14 protein-coding genes are annotated in these 18254 nt (G+C 66.3%); 12 read left to right on the forward strand and 2 right to left on the reverse strand.

Annotated elements, in window-relative coordinates; all coding sequences use genetic code 11:
• Positions 1–708, reverse strand: coding sequence for a hypothetical protein (locus tag EYZ64_RS09625; RefSeq protein ID WP_135453238.1), 708 nt, complete (start codon positions 706–708; stop codon positions 1–3).
• Positions 709–807: 99 nt separating this feature from the next.
• Here EYZ64_RS09625 and EYZ64_RS09630 point away from each other — a divergent pair, with 99 nt between their 5' ends.
• The 7 genes from EYZ64_RS09630 (at position 808) to secA (ending at position 10350) form a co-directional block, all read left to right on the forward strand.
• Positions 808–1440 (forward strand): dTMP kinase, encoded by a 633-nt coding sequence (locus tag EYZ64_RS09630; protein ID WP_135453239.1) that lies wholly within the window; start codon positions 808–810, stop codon positions 1438–1440.
• Positions 1441–1492: 52 nt separating this feature from the next.
• On the forward strand, positions 1493–2179 hold the full coding sequence (mtrA, locus tag EYZ64_RS09635) for a two-component system response regulator MtrA (RefSeq protein ID WP_019343547.1): 687 nt from the start codon (positions 1493–1495) through the stop codon (positions 2177–2179).
• A complete protein-coding gene (mtrB, locus tag EYZ64_RS09640; protein WP_135453240.1) occupies positions 2176–3837 on the forward strand; it encodes an MtrAB system histidine kinase MtrB in 1662 nt (553 codons plus the stop codon). Before mtrA ends, mtrB begins: the two co-directional genes overlap by 4 nt.
• Entirely contained in the window at positions 3834–5594 is a 1761-nt protein-coding gene (gene lpqB / locus EYZ64_RS09645; protein ID WP_135453241.1) for an MtrAB system accessory lipoprotein LpqB, read from the forward strand. The genes mtrB and lpqB overlap by 4 nt, the downstream gene beginning before the upstream one ends.
• A 118-nt stretch (positions 5595–5712) precedes the next feature.
• Complete coding sequence (locus tag EYZ64_RS09650) at positions 5713–6342, forward strand: ComF family protein (protein ID WP_135459917.1); 630 nt, start codon at positions 5713–5715, stop codon at positions 6340–6342.
• Between the two features lie 328 nt (positions 6343–6670).
• Positions 6671–7321 (forward strand): ribosome hibernation-promoting factor, HPF/YfiA family, encoded by a 651-nt coding sequence (gene hpf / locus EYZ64_RS09655; protein WP_167858091.1) that lies wholly within the window; start codon positions 6671–6673, stop codon positions 7319–7321.
• 173 nt (positions 7322–7494) lie between these two features.
• The gene (gene secA / locus EYZ64_RS09660; RefSeq protein ID WP_135453243.1) at positions 7495–10350 is read left to right on the forward strand and encodes a preprotein translocase subunit SecA; all 2856 of its coding nucleotides are present in this window, start codon (positions 7495–7497) and stop codon (positions 10348–10350) included.
• On the opposite strand, the gene EYZ64_RS09665 is transcribed toward secA, so the two are convergent.
• Positions 10347–10817, reverse strand: a complete 471-nt coding sequence (locus EYZ64_RS09665) for an Rv3235 family protein (RefSeq protein ID WP_135453244.1) — start codon at positions 10815–10817, stop codon at positions 10347–10349. The genes secA and EYZ64_RS09665 overlap by 4 nt on opposite strands.
• A 165-nt stretch (positions 10818–10982) precedes the next feature.
• On the opposite strand from EYZ64_RS09665, the gene EYZ64_RS09670 reads away from it, so the two are divergent.
• The 5 genes from EYZ64_RS09670 to EYZ64_RS09690 all read left to right on the forward strand — a co-directional run bounded on the left by EYZ64_RS09670 (position 10983) and on the right by EYZ64_RS09690 (position 18198).
• Positions 10983–12836, forward strand: a complete 1854-nt coding sequence (locus tag EYZ64_RS09670) for an ABC transporter ATP-binding protein/permease (RefSeq protein ID WP_135453245.1) — start codon at positions 10983–10985, stop codon at positions 12834–12836.
• Between the two features lie 130 nt (positions 12837–12966).
• Positions 12967–14376 carry a WS/DGAT/MGAT family O-acyltransferase gene (locus EYZ64_RS09675; RefSeq protein ID WP_135453246.1) on the forward strand — a complete coding sequence of 470 codons (1410 nt, stop codon included), beginning with the start codon at positions 12967–12969 and terminating at the stop codon, positions 14374–14376.
• Between the two features lie 61 nt (positions 14377–14437).
• On the forward strand, positions 14438–16228 hold the full coding sequence (locus EYZ64_RS09680; RefSeq protein WP_135453247.1) for a BCCT family transporter: 1791 nt from the start codon (positions 14438–14440) through the stop codon (positions 16226–16228).
• A gap of 9 nt (positions 16229–16237) precedes the next feature.
• Positions 16238–16753: a DUF6912 family protein gene (locus EYZ64_RS09685; RefSeq protein ID WP_135453248.1), complete on the forward strand. Its 516-nt coding sequence runs from the start codon at positions 16238–16240 to the stop codon at positions 16751–16753.
• 20 nt (positions 16754–16773) lie between these two features.
• Complete coding sequence (locus tag EYZ64_RS09690; protein ID WP_286174715.1) at positions 16774–18198, forward strand: metal-dependent hydrolase family protein; 1425 nt, start codon at positions 16774–16776, stop codon at positions 18196–18198.
• Positions 18199–18254 lie beyond the last annotated feature (56 nt).

Raw genomic sequence — 18254 nt, forward strand, 5'->3', positions numbered from 1 at the left:
TCAGATGACGTCGCGGCCGAGAATGATCCAGTCGTCGGCATCGTTGACGATCTGAACTCCCGGGATTTCCGCTGTGCCCCTTGTCATGTCGACAAGGCTCTCCCAGGTGATGCCGCCGTACGTGATACCCGGGCGGGTGCGGGTTGTGTAAGCCAAGATCCAACCGCTTCGCCCAGCCGCCGCAGAAGTGTGCATCGTCTGTTGCGCGCCGGGCGACGCATTGCCTCGCAGATGGAGGTAGAGCTCGCGTCCGCGCAAAACGGCCAGCGCAGATTCAAACCAATCTTCGGGTCTGGCATCAACCGAGCAGGAGATGGCCTTTTCAAGCTCGTCACCCCTCAGATCGGCGATGACAGCGGGCATGTGCTCACGCGAAATGGCAACTGTCTCGTTCTTGAGATTGGTGATCACGAGCCAGTCTGCCTGGAGCGATTCATGCGCAATTTCGAGCAGCGTCGGCCAGTGCGCACCGGCGAAATGTTGCGGTAGCTCAGCGTGCCTCTTCGACGAGTAGACGAGCATGGCAAGACTGCCGTCATCGAGTCTGCGAAGCGGGGTTGAAAACTTGCGTCGGCCGTCCACTTCGACGGCGGTTGCCGCGTAGTACATCTCCTTCCCGGCCAACGCCCGGAAGAGTTGCGCCCGCGGCAGAGCGCCACCGTCTTGTGCGGCGATCGTGAACAACTGCGCTGTCTGGTCGCTGGACATCCTGACCCCCCCATTTTCCGAATTCGACCGGCAGCAGCCTCCGACTCAGCAGCCTAACCGTGGCAAAACCTGACCCGCCGCACCGATTACGCTGCCACTGTGCTCATAGCGATCGAGGGCGTCGACGGCGCGGGTAAACGTACGTTGACCAACGGCCTGCGAGCGGCGTTCGAGGCCGATCACCGCTCCGTCGGCAGCCTGGCGTTTCCGCGCTATCACCATTCGGTGCCCGCTGACCTGGCCGCCGAGGCGCTGCACGGGGCGCACGGGGACCTGGCCGATTCGATCTACGCGATGGCCACCCTGTTCGCGCTCGACCGGGCCGGCGCGCGTGAGGAGATCGAACACCTGCAGGGCGCCTACGACGTCGTCATCCTGGACCGCTATGTCGCCTCGAACGCCGCTTACAGTGCGGCCCGGCTGCACCAGGGGGCCGACGGTGAGGCGGTGGCCTGGGTGCGCGAGCTCGAGTTCGACCGCCTCAGACTTCCCAGGCCGGATTGGCAGGTACTGCTCGACGTCCCGACGGAGCTGGCCGCACAGCGGGCCGAGCACCGGGCCAACACCGAGGCCGACCGCGCCAAGGATGCCTACGAACGCGACGGTGGACTGCAGCAGCGCACCGGCGAGATATACGCCGCCCTGGCCGCCACCGACTGGTGCGGTCGATGGGCCACCGCGGGCCCGGATGTGGACCCGGCAGCCCTCGCGGGTCGGCTAAGCAGCAGATAAAGCCGAGAAACCCGCGTGTGGTACCCCGGTTTTATCGCGATTGGGTGACACCATGGACACCATGAGGCAAAGGATCCTTGTCGTCGACGACGACCCATCGCTGGCCGAGATGCTCACCATCGTCTTGCGTGGTGAGGGATTCGACACCGCGGTCATCGGCGATGGCAGTCAGGCGCTCACCGCGGTCCGCGAACTGCGGCCCGATCTGGTCCTGCTGGACCTGATGTTGCCCGGCATGAACGGGATCGACGTGTGCCGGGTGCTCCGTGCCGACTCCGGCGTGCCGATCGTCATGCTGACCGCCAAGACCGACACCGTCGACGTGGTGCTGGGCCTGGAATCCGGCGCCGACGACTACGTGATGAAGCCGTTCAAGCCGAAGGAGCTCGTCGCCCGCGTGCGCGCGCGGTTGCGCCGCAACGAGGACGAGCCCGCCGAGCTGCTGTCGATCAACGATGTCGAGATCGATGTGCCGGCCCACAAGGTGACCCGTCAGGGTGAGCAGATTTCGCTGACACCTCTGGAGTTCGACCTGCTCGTGGCGCTGGCACGCAAACCGCGCCAGGTGTTTACTCGTGATGTGCTGCTCGAACAGGTGTGGGGATATCGCCACCCCGCTGACACCCGTTTGGTGAACGTGCATGTCCAGCGGTTGCGGGCCAAGGTCGAGAAAGACCCGGAGAACCCGCAGGTGGTGTTGACCGTTCGAGGAGTGGGATACAAGGCCGGACCCCCGTGATCTTCAGCTCCAGACGGCGCATCCGTGGTCGCTGGGGAAGCTCCGGCCCACTGTTGCGCGGATTGGGGACGCTCGGCAGAGCGCTGAGCATGGTGTGGCGTCGATCGCTGCAGCTGCGGGTGGTCACCCTGACATTGGGGCTCTCGCTCGCGGTCATCCTGGTTCTCGGATTCGTGCTGACGAGCCAGATCACCGACCGGATTCTCGAGGTCAAGGTCAAGGCCGCCACCGAGGAGGTCGAGCGCGCCCGCATCACGGTCGGCGGCATCGTCGGCGGTGAGGAGAGCCGCTCGCTCGACAGCAGCCTGCAGCTGGCCCGGAACACCCTGATCGATCGCAAGGCCGATGCCCGCGCGGATATGGCCGGGGCGTTCGACGCGGTGCTCATGGTTCCCGGCGACGGTCCGCGCGAAGCCGCTGCGGCCGGGCCGGTGCAGCAGGTGCCGAAGGCGCTGCGGGACTTCGTCAAAGCCGGGCAGGTCAGTTACCAGTACGCCACGGTGCAGACCGATGCGTTCTCCGGACCGGCGTTGATCGTCGGCAGCCCGGCGTCCTCGTCGGTACCCAATCTTGAGCTGTACCTGATCTTTCCGCTGAACAACGAGGAAAGCACCATCTCGCTGGTGCGCGGCACCATGGCGACCGGTGGTGTGGTGTTGTTGGGTCTGCTGGCCGCGATCGCCCTGGTGGTGGCGCGGCAGATCGTGCAGCCGGTGCGTTCGGCTTCGCGGATCGCCGAGCGGTTCGCCGAAGGCCACCTCACCGAGCGGATGCCGGTGCGGGGTGAGGACGACATGGCCCGGCTGGCGGTGTCGTTCAACGACATGGCCGAGAGCCTGTCGCGCCAGATCCAGCAGCTCGAGGAATTCGGTAACCTGCAGCGCCGCTTCACCTCTGACGTCAGCCACGAGCTGCGCACCCCGCTGACCACGGTGCGCATGGCGGCCGACCTGATCCACGACCACAGTGAGGACCTGGACCCGGCGTTGCGCCGGTCCACCGAACTGATGGTCAACGAACTGGATCGCTTCGAGACGCTGCTGGCCGATCTGCTGGAGATCTCCCGCCACGATGCCGGTGTGGCCGAGCTGTCGGTGGAGTCGGTCGATCTGCGGTCCACGGTGCAGAGCGCACTGGACAACGTGGGGCACCTGGCGGCCGACGCCGAGGTCGAACTCGACGTCAACATGCCAGGTGACGAGGTGATCGCCGAGGTGGATCCGCGCCGGGTGGAACGGATCCTGCGCAATCTCATCGCCAACGCCATCGACCACGCCGAACGCAAACCGGTGCGAATCCGCATGGCCGCCGACGAGGACACCGTCGCGGTCACCGTTCGCGACTACGGCGTCGGCCTACGTCCCGGCGAGGAGAAACTGGTGTTCAGCCGCTTCTGGCGATCGGATCCGTCGCGGGTCCGGCGCTCCGGTGGAACCGGGCTCGGCCTCGCCATCAGCATCGAGGACGCGCGACTGCACCAGGGCCGGTTGGAGGCCTGGGGTGAACCGGGCAAGGGGGCCTGCTTCCGCCTGACGCTGCCGCTGGTACGTGGCCACAAGGTGACCGCCAGCCCGCTGCCGCTCAAACCAGCTGCGCCCCAGCAGAAGTCGCGGCAGAGTCCCAACCGGGACCGGGAACATGCTGAGGAGAACGTGTGAAGCGCCTGCTGACGGTGGTGATCGTCGGTCTGGTAGTTCTGGTGTCCGGGTGCGCGGGAATTCCGAATTCATCGTCCCCGCAGGCCATCGGCACGGTCGACAGACCGGCGCCACCGAATCTGCCCAAACCGGCGCCGGGGATGGACCCCGACGTGCTCCTGCGTGAATTCCTCAAGGCCACTGCCGATCCCGCGAACCGGCATCTGGCAGCCCGGCAGTTTCTGACCGAGTCGGCCTCCAGCTCATGGGACGACGCCGGCAGCGCGCTGCTGCTCGATCGGGTGGTGTTCGTCGAAACGCGTGGCTCGGACCGGGTTTCGGTGAATATGCGGGCGGACATCCTCGGATCCCTGTCCGATATGGGAGTGTTCGAGACAGGGGAGGGGGCACTGCCGGACCCTGGTCCGATCGAGCTCGTCCAGACTCCGGGCGGCTGGCGGATCGACAAGCTGCCCAACGGCGTTTTCCTTGACTGGCAACAGTTTCAGTCGACGTACAAGCGCAACACCCTCTACTTCGTCGACCCGACCGGAACCACGGTCGTGCCCGATCCGCGCTACGTCGCGGTCTCCGATCCCGACCAGTTGGCCACCGAGCTCATCTCCAAACTGGTGGCCGGGCCACGTCCGGAGATGGCCAGGACGGTGCGCAACCTGCTCGAAGCGCCACTGCAGCTGCGCGGTCCGGTGACCCGGGCCGACGGTGGCAAGACCGGGGTGGGCCGCGGATACGGCGGTGCCCGGATCGACCTACAGAACCTCTCGACCACCGATCCGCACAGTCGTCAACTGCTTGCCGCACAGGTCATCTGGACCCTGTCGCGGGCCGGGATCAGCGGGCCTTATGTCATCAACGCGGACGGTGCACCGCTGGACGATCGGTTCACCGACGGATGGGAGACCTCCGACGTCGCGGCCGCCGACCCGGGGGCGGTGCCCGGTGCCGCCGCCGGCCTGCATGCGCTGGTGGGCGGCTCACTGGTGGCGCTGGACGGGCAGAGCACCAGCCGGGTTGCCGGGGCGTTCGGCTCGGCGCCAAATCAGATGTCGGCCTCGGTGTCGCGCAACGGTCAGGACGCGGCCTCGGTCGTGGTGCTGCCGGATGCGCCGGAGGCCACCGCCGCCTCGCTGTGGATGGGGCCGCTGGGCGGGCCCACCGCCATGGCCATCGAAGGCCGCACCCTGACCCGGCCCAGCTGGTCGCTCGACCAGGCCGTGTGGGTGGTGGTCGACAATGCCAACGTGGTGCGTGCCATCCGTGACGCATCCGGTGTGCCGGCGCGCATTCCGGTCGATGTGGCCGCGGTATCCACCCGCTATCCGGGTCCGATCACCGAATTGCAGCTCTCTCGCGACGGCACCCGCGCGGCGATGGTGATAGGTGGACAGGTGATCCTGGCCGGGATCGAGCGAACGCCCGAGGGACAGTTCCTGCTCACCTATCCGCGGCGCCTCGGCTTCGGTCTGGGCAACAGCGTGGTGTCGCTGTCCTGGCGTACCGGCGACGACATCGTGGTAAGCCGGACCGACCCGACCCACCCCGTCTCGTATGTGAACCTCGACGGGGTGAACTCGGACGGGCCCAGCAGCAACCTGGTGGCCCCGGTGTCCACGGTGGCCGCCAATCCGTCGACCGTGTACGTCGCCGACCAACGCGGCGTGATGCAGCTTTCCGCGTCGGCCAGTGAGGGCAACCCCGGCTGGGTCGAGGTGCGCCCGCTGATGGTTCCCGGCTCGCTGCCGGTGCTGCCCGGCTGAGCCGCTGCCGCGCCGGTTTCTGCACCCGGGCTGTGCACCCGCCCGGATCCATGACCCAGGTGTGGAAAGCGGCGAAGTGGAAACCGGCGATGTCGGTGCCGGCGCGCAGACTGCCGGCATGCTCGACCTCATCCTGCCGCTGGAGTGTGGCGGCTGCGGGGCGCCGTCGACCCGGTGGTGTGCGTCGTGTGCCGCACAACTCGGCGTCGCTGACGACGAGCCGCACCTGGTGACTCCGCGGACCGATCCGGGAGTCCCGGTCTTCGCGCTGGGACGCCACGCCGGTGTCCGCAGGCGCGCCATCGTGGCGGTCAAGGAGCACGGCCGTACCGACCTGATCACCCCGCTGGCCGGCACGCTGAGTACCGGCCTTCAGCACCTGCTGACCTGGGGCATCGTCGGCACTCCGGTGACCGTCGTACCCGCGCCCACCCGGCGTGCGGCAGCGCGTCGCCGCGGAGGTGATCCGGTCGGCCGGATCGCGACGTCGGCGGCGTCCGGTCTGCCAGGTGTGCGCGTCGTACCGGCGCTGCGCCTGCGGCCGTGGGTGCGTGATTCGGTGGGCCTGTCGAGCGCCGCACGTCAGCGCAACATCGCCGGCCGGGTGCGTCTGATCCGACCGGTTGCAGGTGAGTTGGTGTTGGTCGACGACATCGTCACCACCGGGGCGACGGCCGCCGAATCGGTGCGGATGCTCACGCGCGCCGGGGCTCAGGTGTCCGCTGTGCTGGCGATTTCGCATGCCTGACGCACGCGTCATTTCGCTGCGATCAAACCCACATGAAGAACTGAAAACACGTATTTGAAATTGGTGGCACGAGTGGGTGAACACGGACTACCGTCGGCAGCAACCACCCGTGAATGACTCACGGCGGCGCTCCCGTAACGCAGCGCCACTTCACCGCTGAACGGTAGGAGGTGAGTACCCGACACCTTTCGCCGATGGGTGGAGCAAATTTTCCGGCCCGTCGGCACGATCACGATTCGTTGAGAAGTAGGGCACGCGTGAGCGTGTGACAACTGAGAGAAACGAGTTGCCGAGTATGTCAACCCATTCCCCGGAAACAAGCGCCACCATGGTGGTCGACCCCGACGAGCAGGTCGGCGACACCACCCCGGAGCCGAACGCAGAAGTTGTGGTCAAGGGTCGAAACGTCGAAGTTCCAGACCATTTCCGTATCTACGTCTCGGAGAAGTTGTCGCGCCTGGAGCGGTTTGACCGCACCATCTACCTGTTCGACGTCGAGCTCGACCACGAACGTAACCGCCGTCAGCGCAAGAACTGCCAGCACGTCGAGATCACGGCCCGCGGCCGTGGCCCGGTGGTGCGCGGCGAGGCCTGCGCTGACAGCTTCTATGCCGCTTTGGAGTCAGCGGCCGGCAAACTCGAGAGCAGACTGCGCCGCAGCAAGGACCGGCGCAAGATCCACTACGGCGACAAGACCCCGGTCTCGCTTGCCGAAGCGACCGCGCACGAGGCGGTGTTCGAAGCCCAACCGACGTCGACGGCCGACGCCGGATTGGCGGATGGCCTCGACGACCACGAGCCTGGCCGGATCGTGCGGACCAAGGAACACCCGGCGAGGCCGATGACGGTCGACGACGCCCTCTATGAAATGGAGCTGGTAGGCCACGATTTCTTCCTGTTCCACGACAAGGAGAGCGATCGGCCGTCGGTGGTCTATCGCCGCCATGCCTACGACTACGGGCTGATCCGCCTGGCGTAGTGCGTCTCGGGTAGACACGAAGAAACGAAATCGCACCTCGGAGCAATCCGGGGTGCGATTTTGTTTCTTCGCGCCAGCAGAACCAGCGACTTCGACCGGTCACCTACGATGGAGGCCAACTAAGCCCGAGCGATCCCGCCCATGGGATCCATCGAACCCACAGGGGAAATAGCGTGCTGTCGAAGTTGCTCCGTCTCGGTGAAGGCCGCATGGTCAAGCGCCTCAAGAAGGTGGCCGATTATGTCGACACCTTGTCCGACGACATGGAGAAGCTCTCGGACGCCGAGCTGCGAGCCAAGACCGACGAGTTCAAGAAGCGGATCGCCGACGGCGAGGACCTCGACGACCTGCTGCCCGAGGCGTTCGCCGTGGCCCGTGAAGCCGCCTGGCGGGTGCTGAGCCAGAAGCACTTCGAGGTCCAGATCATGGGCGGCGCGGCCCTGCACTTCGGCAACGTGGCCGAGATGAAGACCGGTGAGGGCAAGACCCTGACCGCGGTGCTGCCCGCCTACCTCAACGCGCTGGGCGGCGAGGGCGTGCACGTCGTCACGGTCAACGACTACCTGGCCAAACGCGACAGCGAGTGGATGGGTCGCGTGCACCGGTTCCTGGGTTTCGACGTGGGTGTCATCCTCTCGGGCCTGACCCCGGAGGAACGCCGGACGGCCTATGCCGCCGACATCACCTACGGCACCAATAACGAGTTCGGCTTCGACTACCTGCGCGACAACATGGCGCACTCGACCGACGACATGGTCCAGCGTGGCCACAACTTCGCGATCGTGGACGAGGTCGACTCGATCCTCATCGACGAGGCACGTACCCCGCTGATCATCTCGGGCCCCGCCGACGGCGCCTCCAACTGGTACAGCGAGTTCGCCCGGCTGGCCCCGTTGATGGAGAAGGACACCCACTACGAGGTCGACATCCGCAAGCGCACCATCGGTGTGCACGAGCTGGGTGTGGAGTTCGTCGAGGACCAGCTGGGCATCGAGAACCTCTACGAGGCCGCCAACTCGCCGCTGGTCAGCTACTTGAACAACGCCATCAAGGCCAAGGAGCTGTTCCAGCGCGACAAGGATTACATCGTCCGCGACGGCGAGGTGCTCATCGTCGACGAGTTCACCGGCCGTGTGCTGCTGGGACGCCGCTACAACGAGGGCATGCACCAGGCGATCGAGGCCAAGGAGCACGTCGAGATCAAGGCCGAGAACCAGACACTGGCCACCATCACGCTGCAGAACTACTTCCGCCTCTACGACAAGCTGTCCGGCATGACCGGCACGGCCGAGACCGAGGCCGCCGAGCTGCACGAGATCTACAAGCTGGGTGTGGTGCCGATCCCGACCAACAGGCCGATGGTCCGTCAGGATCAGGGCGACCTGATCTACAAGACCGAGGAAGCCAAGTACATCGCCGTCGTCGACGACGTGTCCGAGCGCTACGAAAAGGGTCAGCCGGTGCTGATCGGTACCACCAGCGTCGAGCGCTCCGAGTACCTGTCGCGGCAATTCACCAAGCGCAAGATTCCGCACAACGTCCTGAACGCGAAGTACCACGAGCAAGAGGCCAACATCATCGCCGAGGCCGGCCGGCTCGGCGCCATCACCGTCGCCACCAACATGGCCGGTCGCGGTACCGACATCGTGCTCGGCGGCAACGCCGACTTCCTGGCCGACAAGCGGCTGCGCGAAAAGGGCCTGGACCCGGTGGAGACCCCGGAGGAGTACGAGGCCGCCTGGGACGACACCCTGACGGCCATCAAGGAAGAGGCCGGCAAGGAGGCCGAGAAGGTCACCGACGCCGGTGGGCTGTACGTGCTGGGCACCGAGCGCCACGAGTCCCGGCGTATCGACAACCAGCTGCGCGGCCGCTCGGGCCGCCAGGGTGACCCGGGCGAGTCCCGGTTCTACCTGTCGCTGGGCGACGAGTTGATGCGACGGTTCAATGGCGCAACGCTGGAGTCGTTGCTGACCAGGCTGAACCTGCCCGACGATGTGCCGATCGAGGCCAAGATGGTGACCCGCGCCATCAAGAGCGCCCAGACGCAGGTCGAGCAGCAGAACTTCGAGGTCCGCAAGAACGTCCTCAAGTACGACGAGGTGATGAACCAGCAGCGCAAGGTCATCTACAAGGAACGGCGGCTGCTGCTGGAGGGCGAGAACCTCCAGGAGCAGGCCCACGACATGCTCGTCGACGTGATCACCGCCTACGTCGACGGTGCCACCGCCGAGGGCTACGCCGAGGACTGGGATCTGGCCAAGCTGTGGGACGCGCTGAAGACGCTGTACCCGGTCGGCATCGACCACCACGATCTGGTCGACTCCGACGCGGTCGGTGAGCCCGGTGAGCTGACCCGCGAGGAGCTGCTCGAGGCGTTGATCGCCGACGCCGACCGCGCCTACGCCGAGCGCGAGAAGCAGCTCGAAGAGCTGGCCGGCGAGGGCGCCATGCGTCAGTTGGAGCGCAACGTCCTGCTGAACGTGATCGACCGCAAGTGGCGCGAACACCTCTACGAGATGGACTACCTCAAGGAGGGCATCGGCCTGCGGGCGATGGCCCAGCGCGACCCGCTGGTCGAGTACCAGCGCGAGGGCTACGACATGTTCGTCGGCATGCTCGACGCGCTCAAGGAGGAGTCCGTCGGATTCCTGTTCAACGTTCAGGTCGAGGCCGCGCCGGCTCCCCCCAGCGCTCAAGTCGCACCCGTGGCTGCGCCCAGCGGGCTGGCCGAGTTCGCTGCGGCCGCCGCGGCAAAGGCCGGGGAGGCCACGGCCGCTGATCCGGAGTCGGGTGCGGTGGCCACCAAGGAGCGCCCCGCGCCGGCGTTGCGTGCGAAAGGGATCGAGACCGAAGCACCGCCGCTGACCTACACCGGACCGTCCGAGGACGGCACCGCGGAGGTGCAGCGCTCGGGCGGCGGACGGCATTCCGCGCCGACCGGTGGTGGCACCCGGCGTGAGCGTCGTGAAGCGGCCCGCAAGCAGGCCAAGACCGGCCGGCCGGCGAAGTCGCACCGCAAGAGCTAACCCAACTGCAGCGCAGTGAGTTGCCAACGGCCACTGCGTAATTCGATACGGCCGGCGATGGCGCGCACCCGGGCCCCGCGGGTGTAGGTGGCGAACAGCTCGGCGGCCTCTGATGAGGCTGCCGGGCGCAGCCCCACCCGGCGCAGGCTCGCTGTGGTCGGGTGGCGGGACTTGGCGGCGGCGATGACTGCGTCGAGCACGAGTTGGCTCATCAACGACCTCAGCTGAGCCGGCGGCCTGCGCCGATCGAGGACTTCGAGGACCCGGCGCAGTGCCATGTCGGTGAACTGCGCGGCGCCGGGCTGCAGTCGCCGTTCCGGCTCGGGAATGGCCAGCCGCAACCGGCGCGGGGTAGGCCCGTGCAGCACGGTCGGCGCCGTGCAAGCCGGTGCGGCTCCCAGCGGCAGCGCGGGCGGCTCGCAGTCGATCACCGGGGCGGTCAGCGCGGTGAGTTTCGGGATGGGCACAGGCAACCTCCAGCGGTCGGCATCATGGACGACATCTGCTGGAGAGGTGCAGACCTCCCCATGATCGCATGCGTTCGGCGTGCCGAAAGCACGGATCATGGGGCCATCGGTTTTGCCGGATAACGTGACGGTGACGCACACCTCGGGCACTGACCAGGGGGACAGATGGTTGAGCCCAGTATCGATTGGCCGGCCGAGCCGCTGCGCTCGCTGATATGGACGTTGCAGGCGTGGGTGATCACCTTCGTGGTGTTCCTTGCAGTCGCGCTGCTCATCGCGAGGTCCACCCGGTGGGGACGACAGTTCTGGCGGGTCAACGCCCCGTTCTTCCGCGGCCGGGGCAGTTGGCGCACCTGGGCGCTGCTGGCGTTCATCCTGTGGCACACCGTGTATTCGGCCCGGGTGGTGGTGATCTTCACCTATCAGTACGCGGATCTGATGAATGCGATCCAGGCCGGTTCGGAGGCACTGGCCACCCACGACGCCGACAAACTGGATGCCGCGCGCCAGGCGTTCATGACGTCGTTTGCGATCAGCGGGATTCTGGTGGCGCTCACGGTGATCTACACGGTGGTCGACCTGTTCCTGCGCCGGGTCTTCTCCATCCATTGGCGCATCTGGCTCAACACCCGCCTGGTCGACGATTGGATGACCGGTGATGCGTTCTACCGCAACCGCTTCCTGGATCCTCCGGTGGAGAACCCCGACCAGCGCATCCAGAACGATGTCGAGACTGTCACCACCAAGTCGGTCGACATGAGTGTCGGGGCGGTCAACAAGTCGCTGCTGATCGTCATGTTCACCGGCGTGCTGTGGCAACTGTCGGGGCCGTTGCAGTTGGGCGGCTGGGTGATTCCGCGGGCGATGGTCTTCGTGGCATTCATCTTCTCGATCACGGTGACGGTCATCGCGTTCTGGATCGGCCGCCCGCTGGTGCGGCTGAACTTCCTCAACGAACGGTTCAGCGCCAGTTTCCGGTACGCGTTGGTGCGGTTGCGGGACAGTGCCGAGCGCGTGGCCTTCTACCGGGGCTCCGAGCGCGAACGGCGGTTGCTGCACTCCCGGTTCGCCGAGATCATCGCCAACATGTGGCGCATCGTGTTCGCCCAACTCCGGCTCAACGGTTGGAACCGCGGCGTCGGCGATGTGACGACCGGCATGATCCCCTACATCGTGCAGGCACCCCGGTTTTTCGCCGGTCAGATCACTCTGGGTGGTCTGCTGCAGACCGTCGCGGCATTCGGAAACGTCTGTGCCGCAATGGCGTTCTTCCGGGACAGCTATGACGAGTTCACCGTGTACCGGGCCGCGCTGATGCGGATCGACCAGATGCTCGACAGCGATCGCCGGGCTCGGGAGTTGCCCAGGATCGCCGTCGGTCCGACGGCGGAATCGCTGGCACTGACCGATGTGGAGGTCGGTGACCTGCAGGGGCGTCCGCTGATCACCGATCTGACGATGGTGTTGAACCCGGGGGACAGCGTGGTGGTGAAGGGACCGTCCGGGTGCGGTAAGACCACCCTGCTGCGCAGCCTGGCCGAGTTGTGGCCGCGGACAGCAGGACTGGTGGAATACCCGTCGGGATGGGCGACGCTGTTCCTGCCCCAACTGCCGTATCTGCCGCTGGGCGATCTCCGGGCCGCGGTCGTGTACCCGCTTCCGATTGCCGATGTGAGCGACAGCGAATTGCGGGACACGTTGTGCGCGGTGGCCCTCGGGCACCTGGCCGAACGCCTGGAGGAAGAAGCCGACTGGGCGTCGGTGCTGTCGCTGGGCGAACAACAGCGCGTCTCGATCGCACGGGTGTTGCTGGTGCGCCCGCGGGTGGTGTTTCTCGACGAGTCGACATCGGCGTTGGACGAGGGGCTCGAAGACGCCATGTATGGGTTGGTGCGGAAACGGTTACCCGATTGCGTGGTGGTCAGTGTGGGGCACCGGTCCACGGTCGATCGTCATCACCGGTCCCGGTTGAGCCTGGAGGGCGACGGGAGATGGGAGCTTTCGGTGATTTCGGTCTGAAGTCCGGGTGGCGCCGGCGTGACCAGGAGGATGAAATTGACGGGCGGCAGTACCCGTGATGCGCGGGGACAGAATCGCCGGTTAACGTGACGGGGTTCGAGCGGAGCGAGATGGGGGAGGTTGGCGCCGCATGGTGAGCAGGCTGTCGGCTTCCGACGCAGCGTTCTACCACTTGGAGAACACCGCCACGCCCATGTACGTCGGATCCTTGTCGATCCTGCGGAAGCCGCGTGCCGGCTTGAGTTACGAGACCCTGCTGGAGACCGTCGAGCACCGTTTGCCGCAGATTCCGCGCTACCGGCAGAAGGTGCGTGAGGTGACGTTGGGCCTGGCCCGGCCGGTGTGGGTGGACGACCGGGATTTCGACATCACCTACCACATCCGGCGCTCGGCGCTGCCTTCTCCGGGCAGCGACGCTCAGCTGCATGACCTGATCGCCCGGCTGGGTTCGCGGCCGTTGGACCGGACCCGGCCGCTGTGGGAGATGTACCTGGTCGAAGGGTTGACCAAGAACCGCATCGCGATCTACACCAAGACGCACCAGGCGCTGGTCAACGGTATGACCGCACTCGAGATCGGGCACGTGATCGCCGACCGCGCGCAGAAGCCGCCGGAGTTCGGCGAGGACATCTGGATTCCGGCCCGCGAGCCCAGCGACCGCCAGTTGATGCTCGGTGCGATCGGGGAGTGGGTCACCCGGCCGACCAGCCAGCTGGCCGCCTTGCGGGACACCGTGACCGAGGTGGCAACCAGTGCCACCGAATTGGCCGCGGTGGGTCGCCGGGTTGCCGACGTGGCTCGCACGGTGGCGCGTGGCACCGCGCCCAACAGCCCGCTGAACACGACGGTCTCGCGCAACCGCCGGTTCTCGGTGGATCAGCATCGGTTGGAGGACTACCGGCTGGTGCGGGCCCGCTACAACTGCGACATCAACGACGTCGTCCTGGCCGTGGTGGCCGGCGCGCTGCGCAACTGGCTGCTGTCGCGCGGGGAGCCGGTGACCCCGACCACCACGGTGCGGGCGATGGCGCCGATGTCGGTGTATCCGGACGCCGAACTGGACTCGTCGGGGCCGGGGCAGGCGATCAGCGAGGTCTCGCCGTTCCTGGTCGATCTCCCGGTCGGTGAGGGCAACCCGGTGGTGCGGCTCTCTCAGATCGCCCATGCCACCGAGTCGCATTCCACCGCGGCCAGCCTGGTCGACGCGCGCACGATCGTGACCCTGTCCGGGTTCGCGCCGCCGACGTTGCACGCCATGGGTATTCGTGTGGCGACGGGGTTCTCGGCGCGGCTGTTCAACCTGCTGATCACCAACGTGCCCGGGGCCCAGAAGCAGATGTATGTCGCGGGCACGAAGCTGCTGGAGACCTATGCCGTGCCGCCATTGCTGCAGAATCAGGTTCTGGCCATCGGGGTCACCTCGTACGACGGCATGTTGTATTTCGGGATCAACGCCGACCGTGACGCGATGAGCGACGTCGACGTCCTGCCGAGCCTGTTCCGTGAATCTCTTGACGAGTTGCTCGAGGCCGCCAAGTAAATCTGGCAAAACGCATGACGTGTTTGACCTGAGCTGGAATTCGCGGTCTGATGAATTGATCATGCCAGCTGAGATACGAAAAAGTAGATCCGACAAGCACACGCAAGAAGCCGACGAAACCGCAGTAAAGAAAACGCAAGGCACGCTCAAGTCGCGCGTCACCGATGTGGTGCCGCACCATCCGGCGCTCGATGTTCCGGTGGAGCAGAAGGCCTATACCCGGCGAGCCGGGGTGGACTGGGTGGTCTTCGGCGTCACCGCCGCCATCGCTCTCGCTTTCCTGGTCTGGGGATTCGTCAGCACGGATTCGCTTGCCGCGGCGTCGTCGAACGCGCTCAGTTGGGTGATGGCCGATGTCGGTTGGCTTTTCGTCCTGACCGCGTCGGGGTTCGTGGTCTTTGTGATCTGGCTGGCCATGAGCCGTTACGGCAACATCCCGTTGGGCCGTGACGACGATGAGCCGGAGTTCCGCACGGTGTCCTGGGTGGCGATGATGTTCAGCGCCGGTATGGGGATCGGTCTGATGTTCTTCGGAGTCTCCGAGCCGCTGTCGCATTTCGCCTCCCCGCCACCGGGCACCGGCGCACCCGGCAATTCCGAGGCCGCGCAGACCGCCATGGCGACGACGATGTTCCACTGGACGCTGCATCCGTGGGCGATCTATGCGGTCGTCGGCCTGACCATTGCCTACGGCGTGTATCGCAAGGGCAGGCTGCAGCTGGTCAGTGCGGCGTTCGAGCCCCTGCTGGGCAAACGTGCCAACGGGCCGTGGGGCAAGGTGATCGACATGCTGGCGATCTTCGCCACGCTGTTCGGGTCGGCCGCCTCACTGGGGCTCGGCGCGCTGCAGATCCGCAGCGGGTTGCACATCGTCACGGGGATCGGTGAGACCGGCAATGCCATCCTGATCATCATCATCACGGTCCTGACCATCGCGTTCGTCCTGTCGGCGGTGTCCGGGGTCGCGCGCGGGATTCAATGGCTGTCCAACACCAACATGGTGCTGGCGGTTGCGATGGCCCTGTTCATCTTCGTGGTCGGTCCCACGATGTTCATGCTGGACATGATTCCGACGGCGATCGGCAGTTACCTGGGAGACCTCCCGCAGATGGCAGCCCGTACCGGGGCTGAGGGCCCCGCGGTCAGCGCCTGGCTCCAGGACTGGACCATCTTCTACTGGGCGTGGTGGATCTCCTGGACCCCGTTCGTCGGCATGTTCATCGCCCGGATCTCGCGGGGCCGCACCATCCGGCAATTCGTGACCGGGGTGCTGCTGGTGCCCAGCGTGGTGTCGCTGGTCTGGTTCTGTGTGTTCGGCGGTGCGGCCATCTTCGAGCAGCAGAACGGTGTGGACCTCGCAGGTATGGGCAGCCAGGAGCGGCAGTTGTTCAGCCTGCTCGGTGAATATCCGATCGCTACTGTCACCAGCGTCGTGGTGATGGTGCTGGTCGCCATCTTCTTCGTGTCGGGCGCTGACGCCGCGTCGATCGTGATGGGTTCGCTGTCCGAGCGCGGCACCATCAAACCGACCCGCCCGACGGTGATCTTCTGGGGTGTCGCCACCGGTGCGGTCGCCGCGGTGATGCTGCTGGTAGGTGGTGCCGATGCCCTCAACGGTCTGCAGTCGATCACCATCGTCGTCGCGGTGCCGTTCGTGCTGGTGATGATCGGTCTCGCGGTGGCACTTGTGCGCGACCTTCGCCAGGATCCGTTGGTGGTTCGTCGTCAGTACGCGGTGGAGGCGGTGAGTAGCGCCGTGGTCAGCGGTGTCACCCAGCATGGCGACGACTTCGTGATTTCGGTGGAGAAGGACCCGCAAGCCGCGGATCGAAAGGACGCCGAGGACGGCTAGGGTCGCGGTGTGCGCGTCTACATCCCGACGACTCTGGTCGCCTTGCAGCAGCTTGTCGCCGACCGCCACCTGCTCGTCGTGAACGGAACCGCCTTCGCGGTCACCCCGACGCTGCGGGAGGCCTACGCCGAGGGCGACGACGACGAACTCGCCGAGGTGGCGTTGCGGGAGGCCGCGTTGGCCTCGCTGCGGTTGCTCGCGGGTGCGGATTCGCGGCCGGACTCGGGCCTGCCGCCGCGCCGTGCCGTGGTGGTGGCCGATACGGGGGCCGATGTGGAGGTGACGATCCGGCCCGACCTCGACGACGCCGTCGTGCGGTTGTCCGGGCCGTTGCCGATCGACGCCGTCGTCGCGGTGTACGTCGACAACGCCGATGCGGAGCCGGCGGTGCTGGCCGCCGTGGACGCCATCGACGATGCGGATCTGGGGGATGAGGACGCCGAACTCACGGTGGGAGACGCCCAGGATCACGACCTCGCGTGGTACGCCCCGCAAGAATTGCCGTTCCTGCTCGAACTGCTCTGACCGACGAGGCAAGGATCTTCATGCGCGCATTCGGGCTGTTGGCGTCGATGGCGGTGATCTTGGCCAGTGTGTCGTGTTCGGCCGGTGACGGCGACACCGCATCGGCCGGATCTTCCGAGCCCGACCGACCGGCAGAGTCCGCGCCGGCGCCGCCGCCTCCGGCACCTTCTGCCGCCGGGATGGCCATCACGGACTTCCGGAACGTCAAAATCTTTGACGGCCACAGTGATCGGCTGTCCGCGCCGTCGAACGTGCGGGTCAAGGGCAACCGGATCGAGCGGATCTCCACCGAGGCGCTGCCGGAAGAGTCGGGGGCCACGGTGATCGACGGCGGCGGCCGGACGTTGATGCCGGGGCTGATCGACAACCACTGGCACACGATGCTCGTGAGGCCGCCGGTGACCCAGTTGACGACCTTGGATCCGGGGTACCTCAACCTGTTGGCCGGTGCCGAGGCCAACGACACTCTGATGCGCGGGTTCACCACGGTCCGTGATCTCGGCGGCCCGAGCTTCGGTCTCAAGCAGGCCATCGACGAAGGGGTCATCGACGGACCACGCATCTACCCGTCCGGCGCGATCATCACGGTGACCAGCGGCCACGGTGATTTCCGTACGCCCGCGGACCTTCCGCGTAATCCGGGTGGCCCGCTGTCGCGCCAGGAGGAACTCGGCGCCGCCATGGTCGCCGACAGTCCCGACGAGGTGCGGATGCGCGCCCGTGAGCAGTTGTTCCAGGGCGCGTCGCAGATCAAGCTGACCGCCGGGGGCGGGGTGTCCTCGCCGCACAGCCCGCTCGACGTCACCACCTTCACCGAACCCGAACTGCGGGCGGCCACCGAGGCGGCCGGCAACTGGGGCACGTACGTGACGGTGCATGCCTACACCCCGCAGACCATCCAGCAGGCGATCCGTGCCGGCGTCACGTGCATCGAGCACGCCCACCTGATGGATGAGGCGACGGCAAAGGAGATGGCGGACAAGAACATCTGGCTGAGCACGCAGCCCATCCCGGCCGAGATGATCGGTGCGTTCCCGCCGGGCTCCGACGAGGCCGCCAAGGCCAAGGAGATCGTCGACGGTGTCAACAACGTCTACCAGTTGGCCCGCAAGTACAAGCTCAAGACGGCCTTCGGCACGGACATCTTGTTCTCGCCGCAGCTGGCGCCGAAACAGGGTGCGCTGCTGGCCGGTCTCGGTAAGTGGTTCTCGCCCGCCGAGACGCTGACGATGGCCACCGGAACCAACGCCGAACTGCTGGCGATGTCGGGCAAGCGCAGCCCCTACGCCGGCAAGCTGGGCGTGGTTCAGGAGGGTGCACTGGCGGATCTGTTGCTGGTCGACGGCGACCCGTTGGCACGCCTGGACCTGGTGGCCGATCCGGAACGCAACTTCAAGGTGATCATGAAGGACGGGAAAACGTACAAGAACACTTTGGTGTCCTGACCTGCAACAGCAGTCGTGCGACTAGCTACGTGGCAGTAACCTACGGTACCGTAGGT

Origin of the sequence: Mycobacterium sp. DL99, from assembly GCF_004762045.1 — a bacterium.
Taxonomy (GTDB): Bacteria; Actinomycetota; Actinomycetes; order Mycobacteriales; family Mycobacteriaceae; genus Mycobacterium.

Bases quoted from the DNA above. Each gene is read 5' to 3' on its own strand.
- EYZ64_RS09625 (WP_135453238.1), bottom strand. From the start codon at position 708: ATGTCCAGCGACCAGACAGCGCAGTTGTTCACGATCGCCGCACAAGAC.
- mtrA (WP_019343547.1), top strand. From the start codon at position 1,493: ATGGACACCATGAGGCAAAGGATCCTTGTCGTCGACGACGACCCATCG.
- EYZ64_RS09650 (WP_135459917.1), top strand. From the start codon at position 5,713: ATGCTCGACCTCATCCTGCCGCTGGAGTGTGGCGGCTGCGGGGCGCCG.
- hpf (WP_167858091.1), top strand. From the start codon at position 6,671: ATGGTGGTCGACCCCGACGAGCAGGTCGGCGACACCACCCCGGAGCCG.
- EYZ64_RS09670 (WP_135453245.1), top strand. From the start codon at position 10,983: ATGGTTGAGCCCAGTATCGATTGGCCGGCCGAGCCGCTGCGCTCGCTG.
- EYZ64_RS09675 (WP_135453246.1), top strand. From the start codon at position 12,967: ATGGTGAGCAGGCTGTCGGCTTCCGACGCAGCGTTCTACCACTTGGAG.
- EYZ64_RS09680 (WP_135453247.1), top strand. From the start codon at position 14,438: ATGCCAGCTGAGATACGAAAAAGTAGATCCGACAAGCACACGCAAGAA.
- EYZ64_RS09690 (WP_286174715.1), top strand. From the start codon at position 16,774: ATGCGCGCATTCGGGCTGTTGGCGTCGATGGCGGTGATCTTGGCCAGT.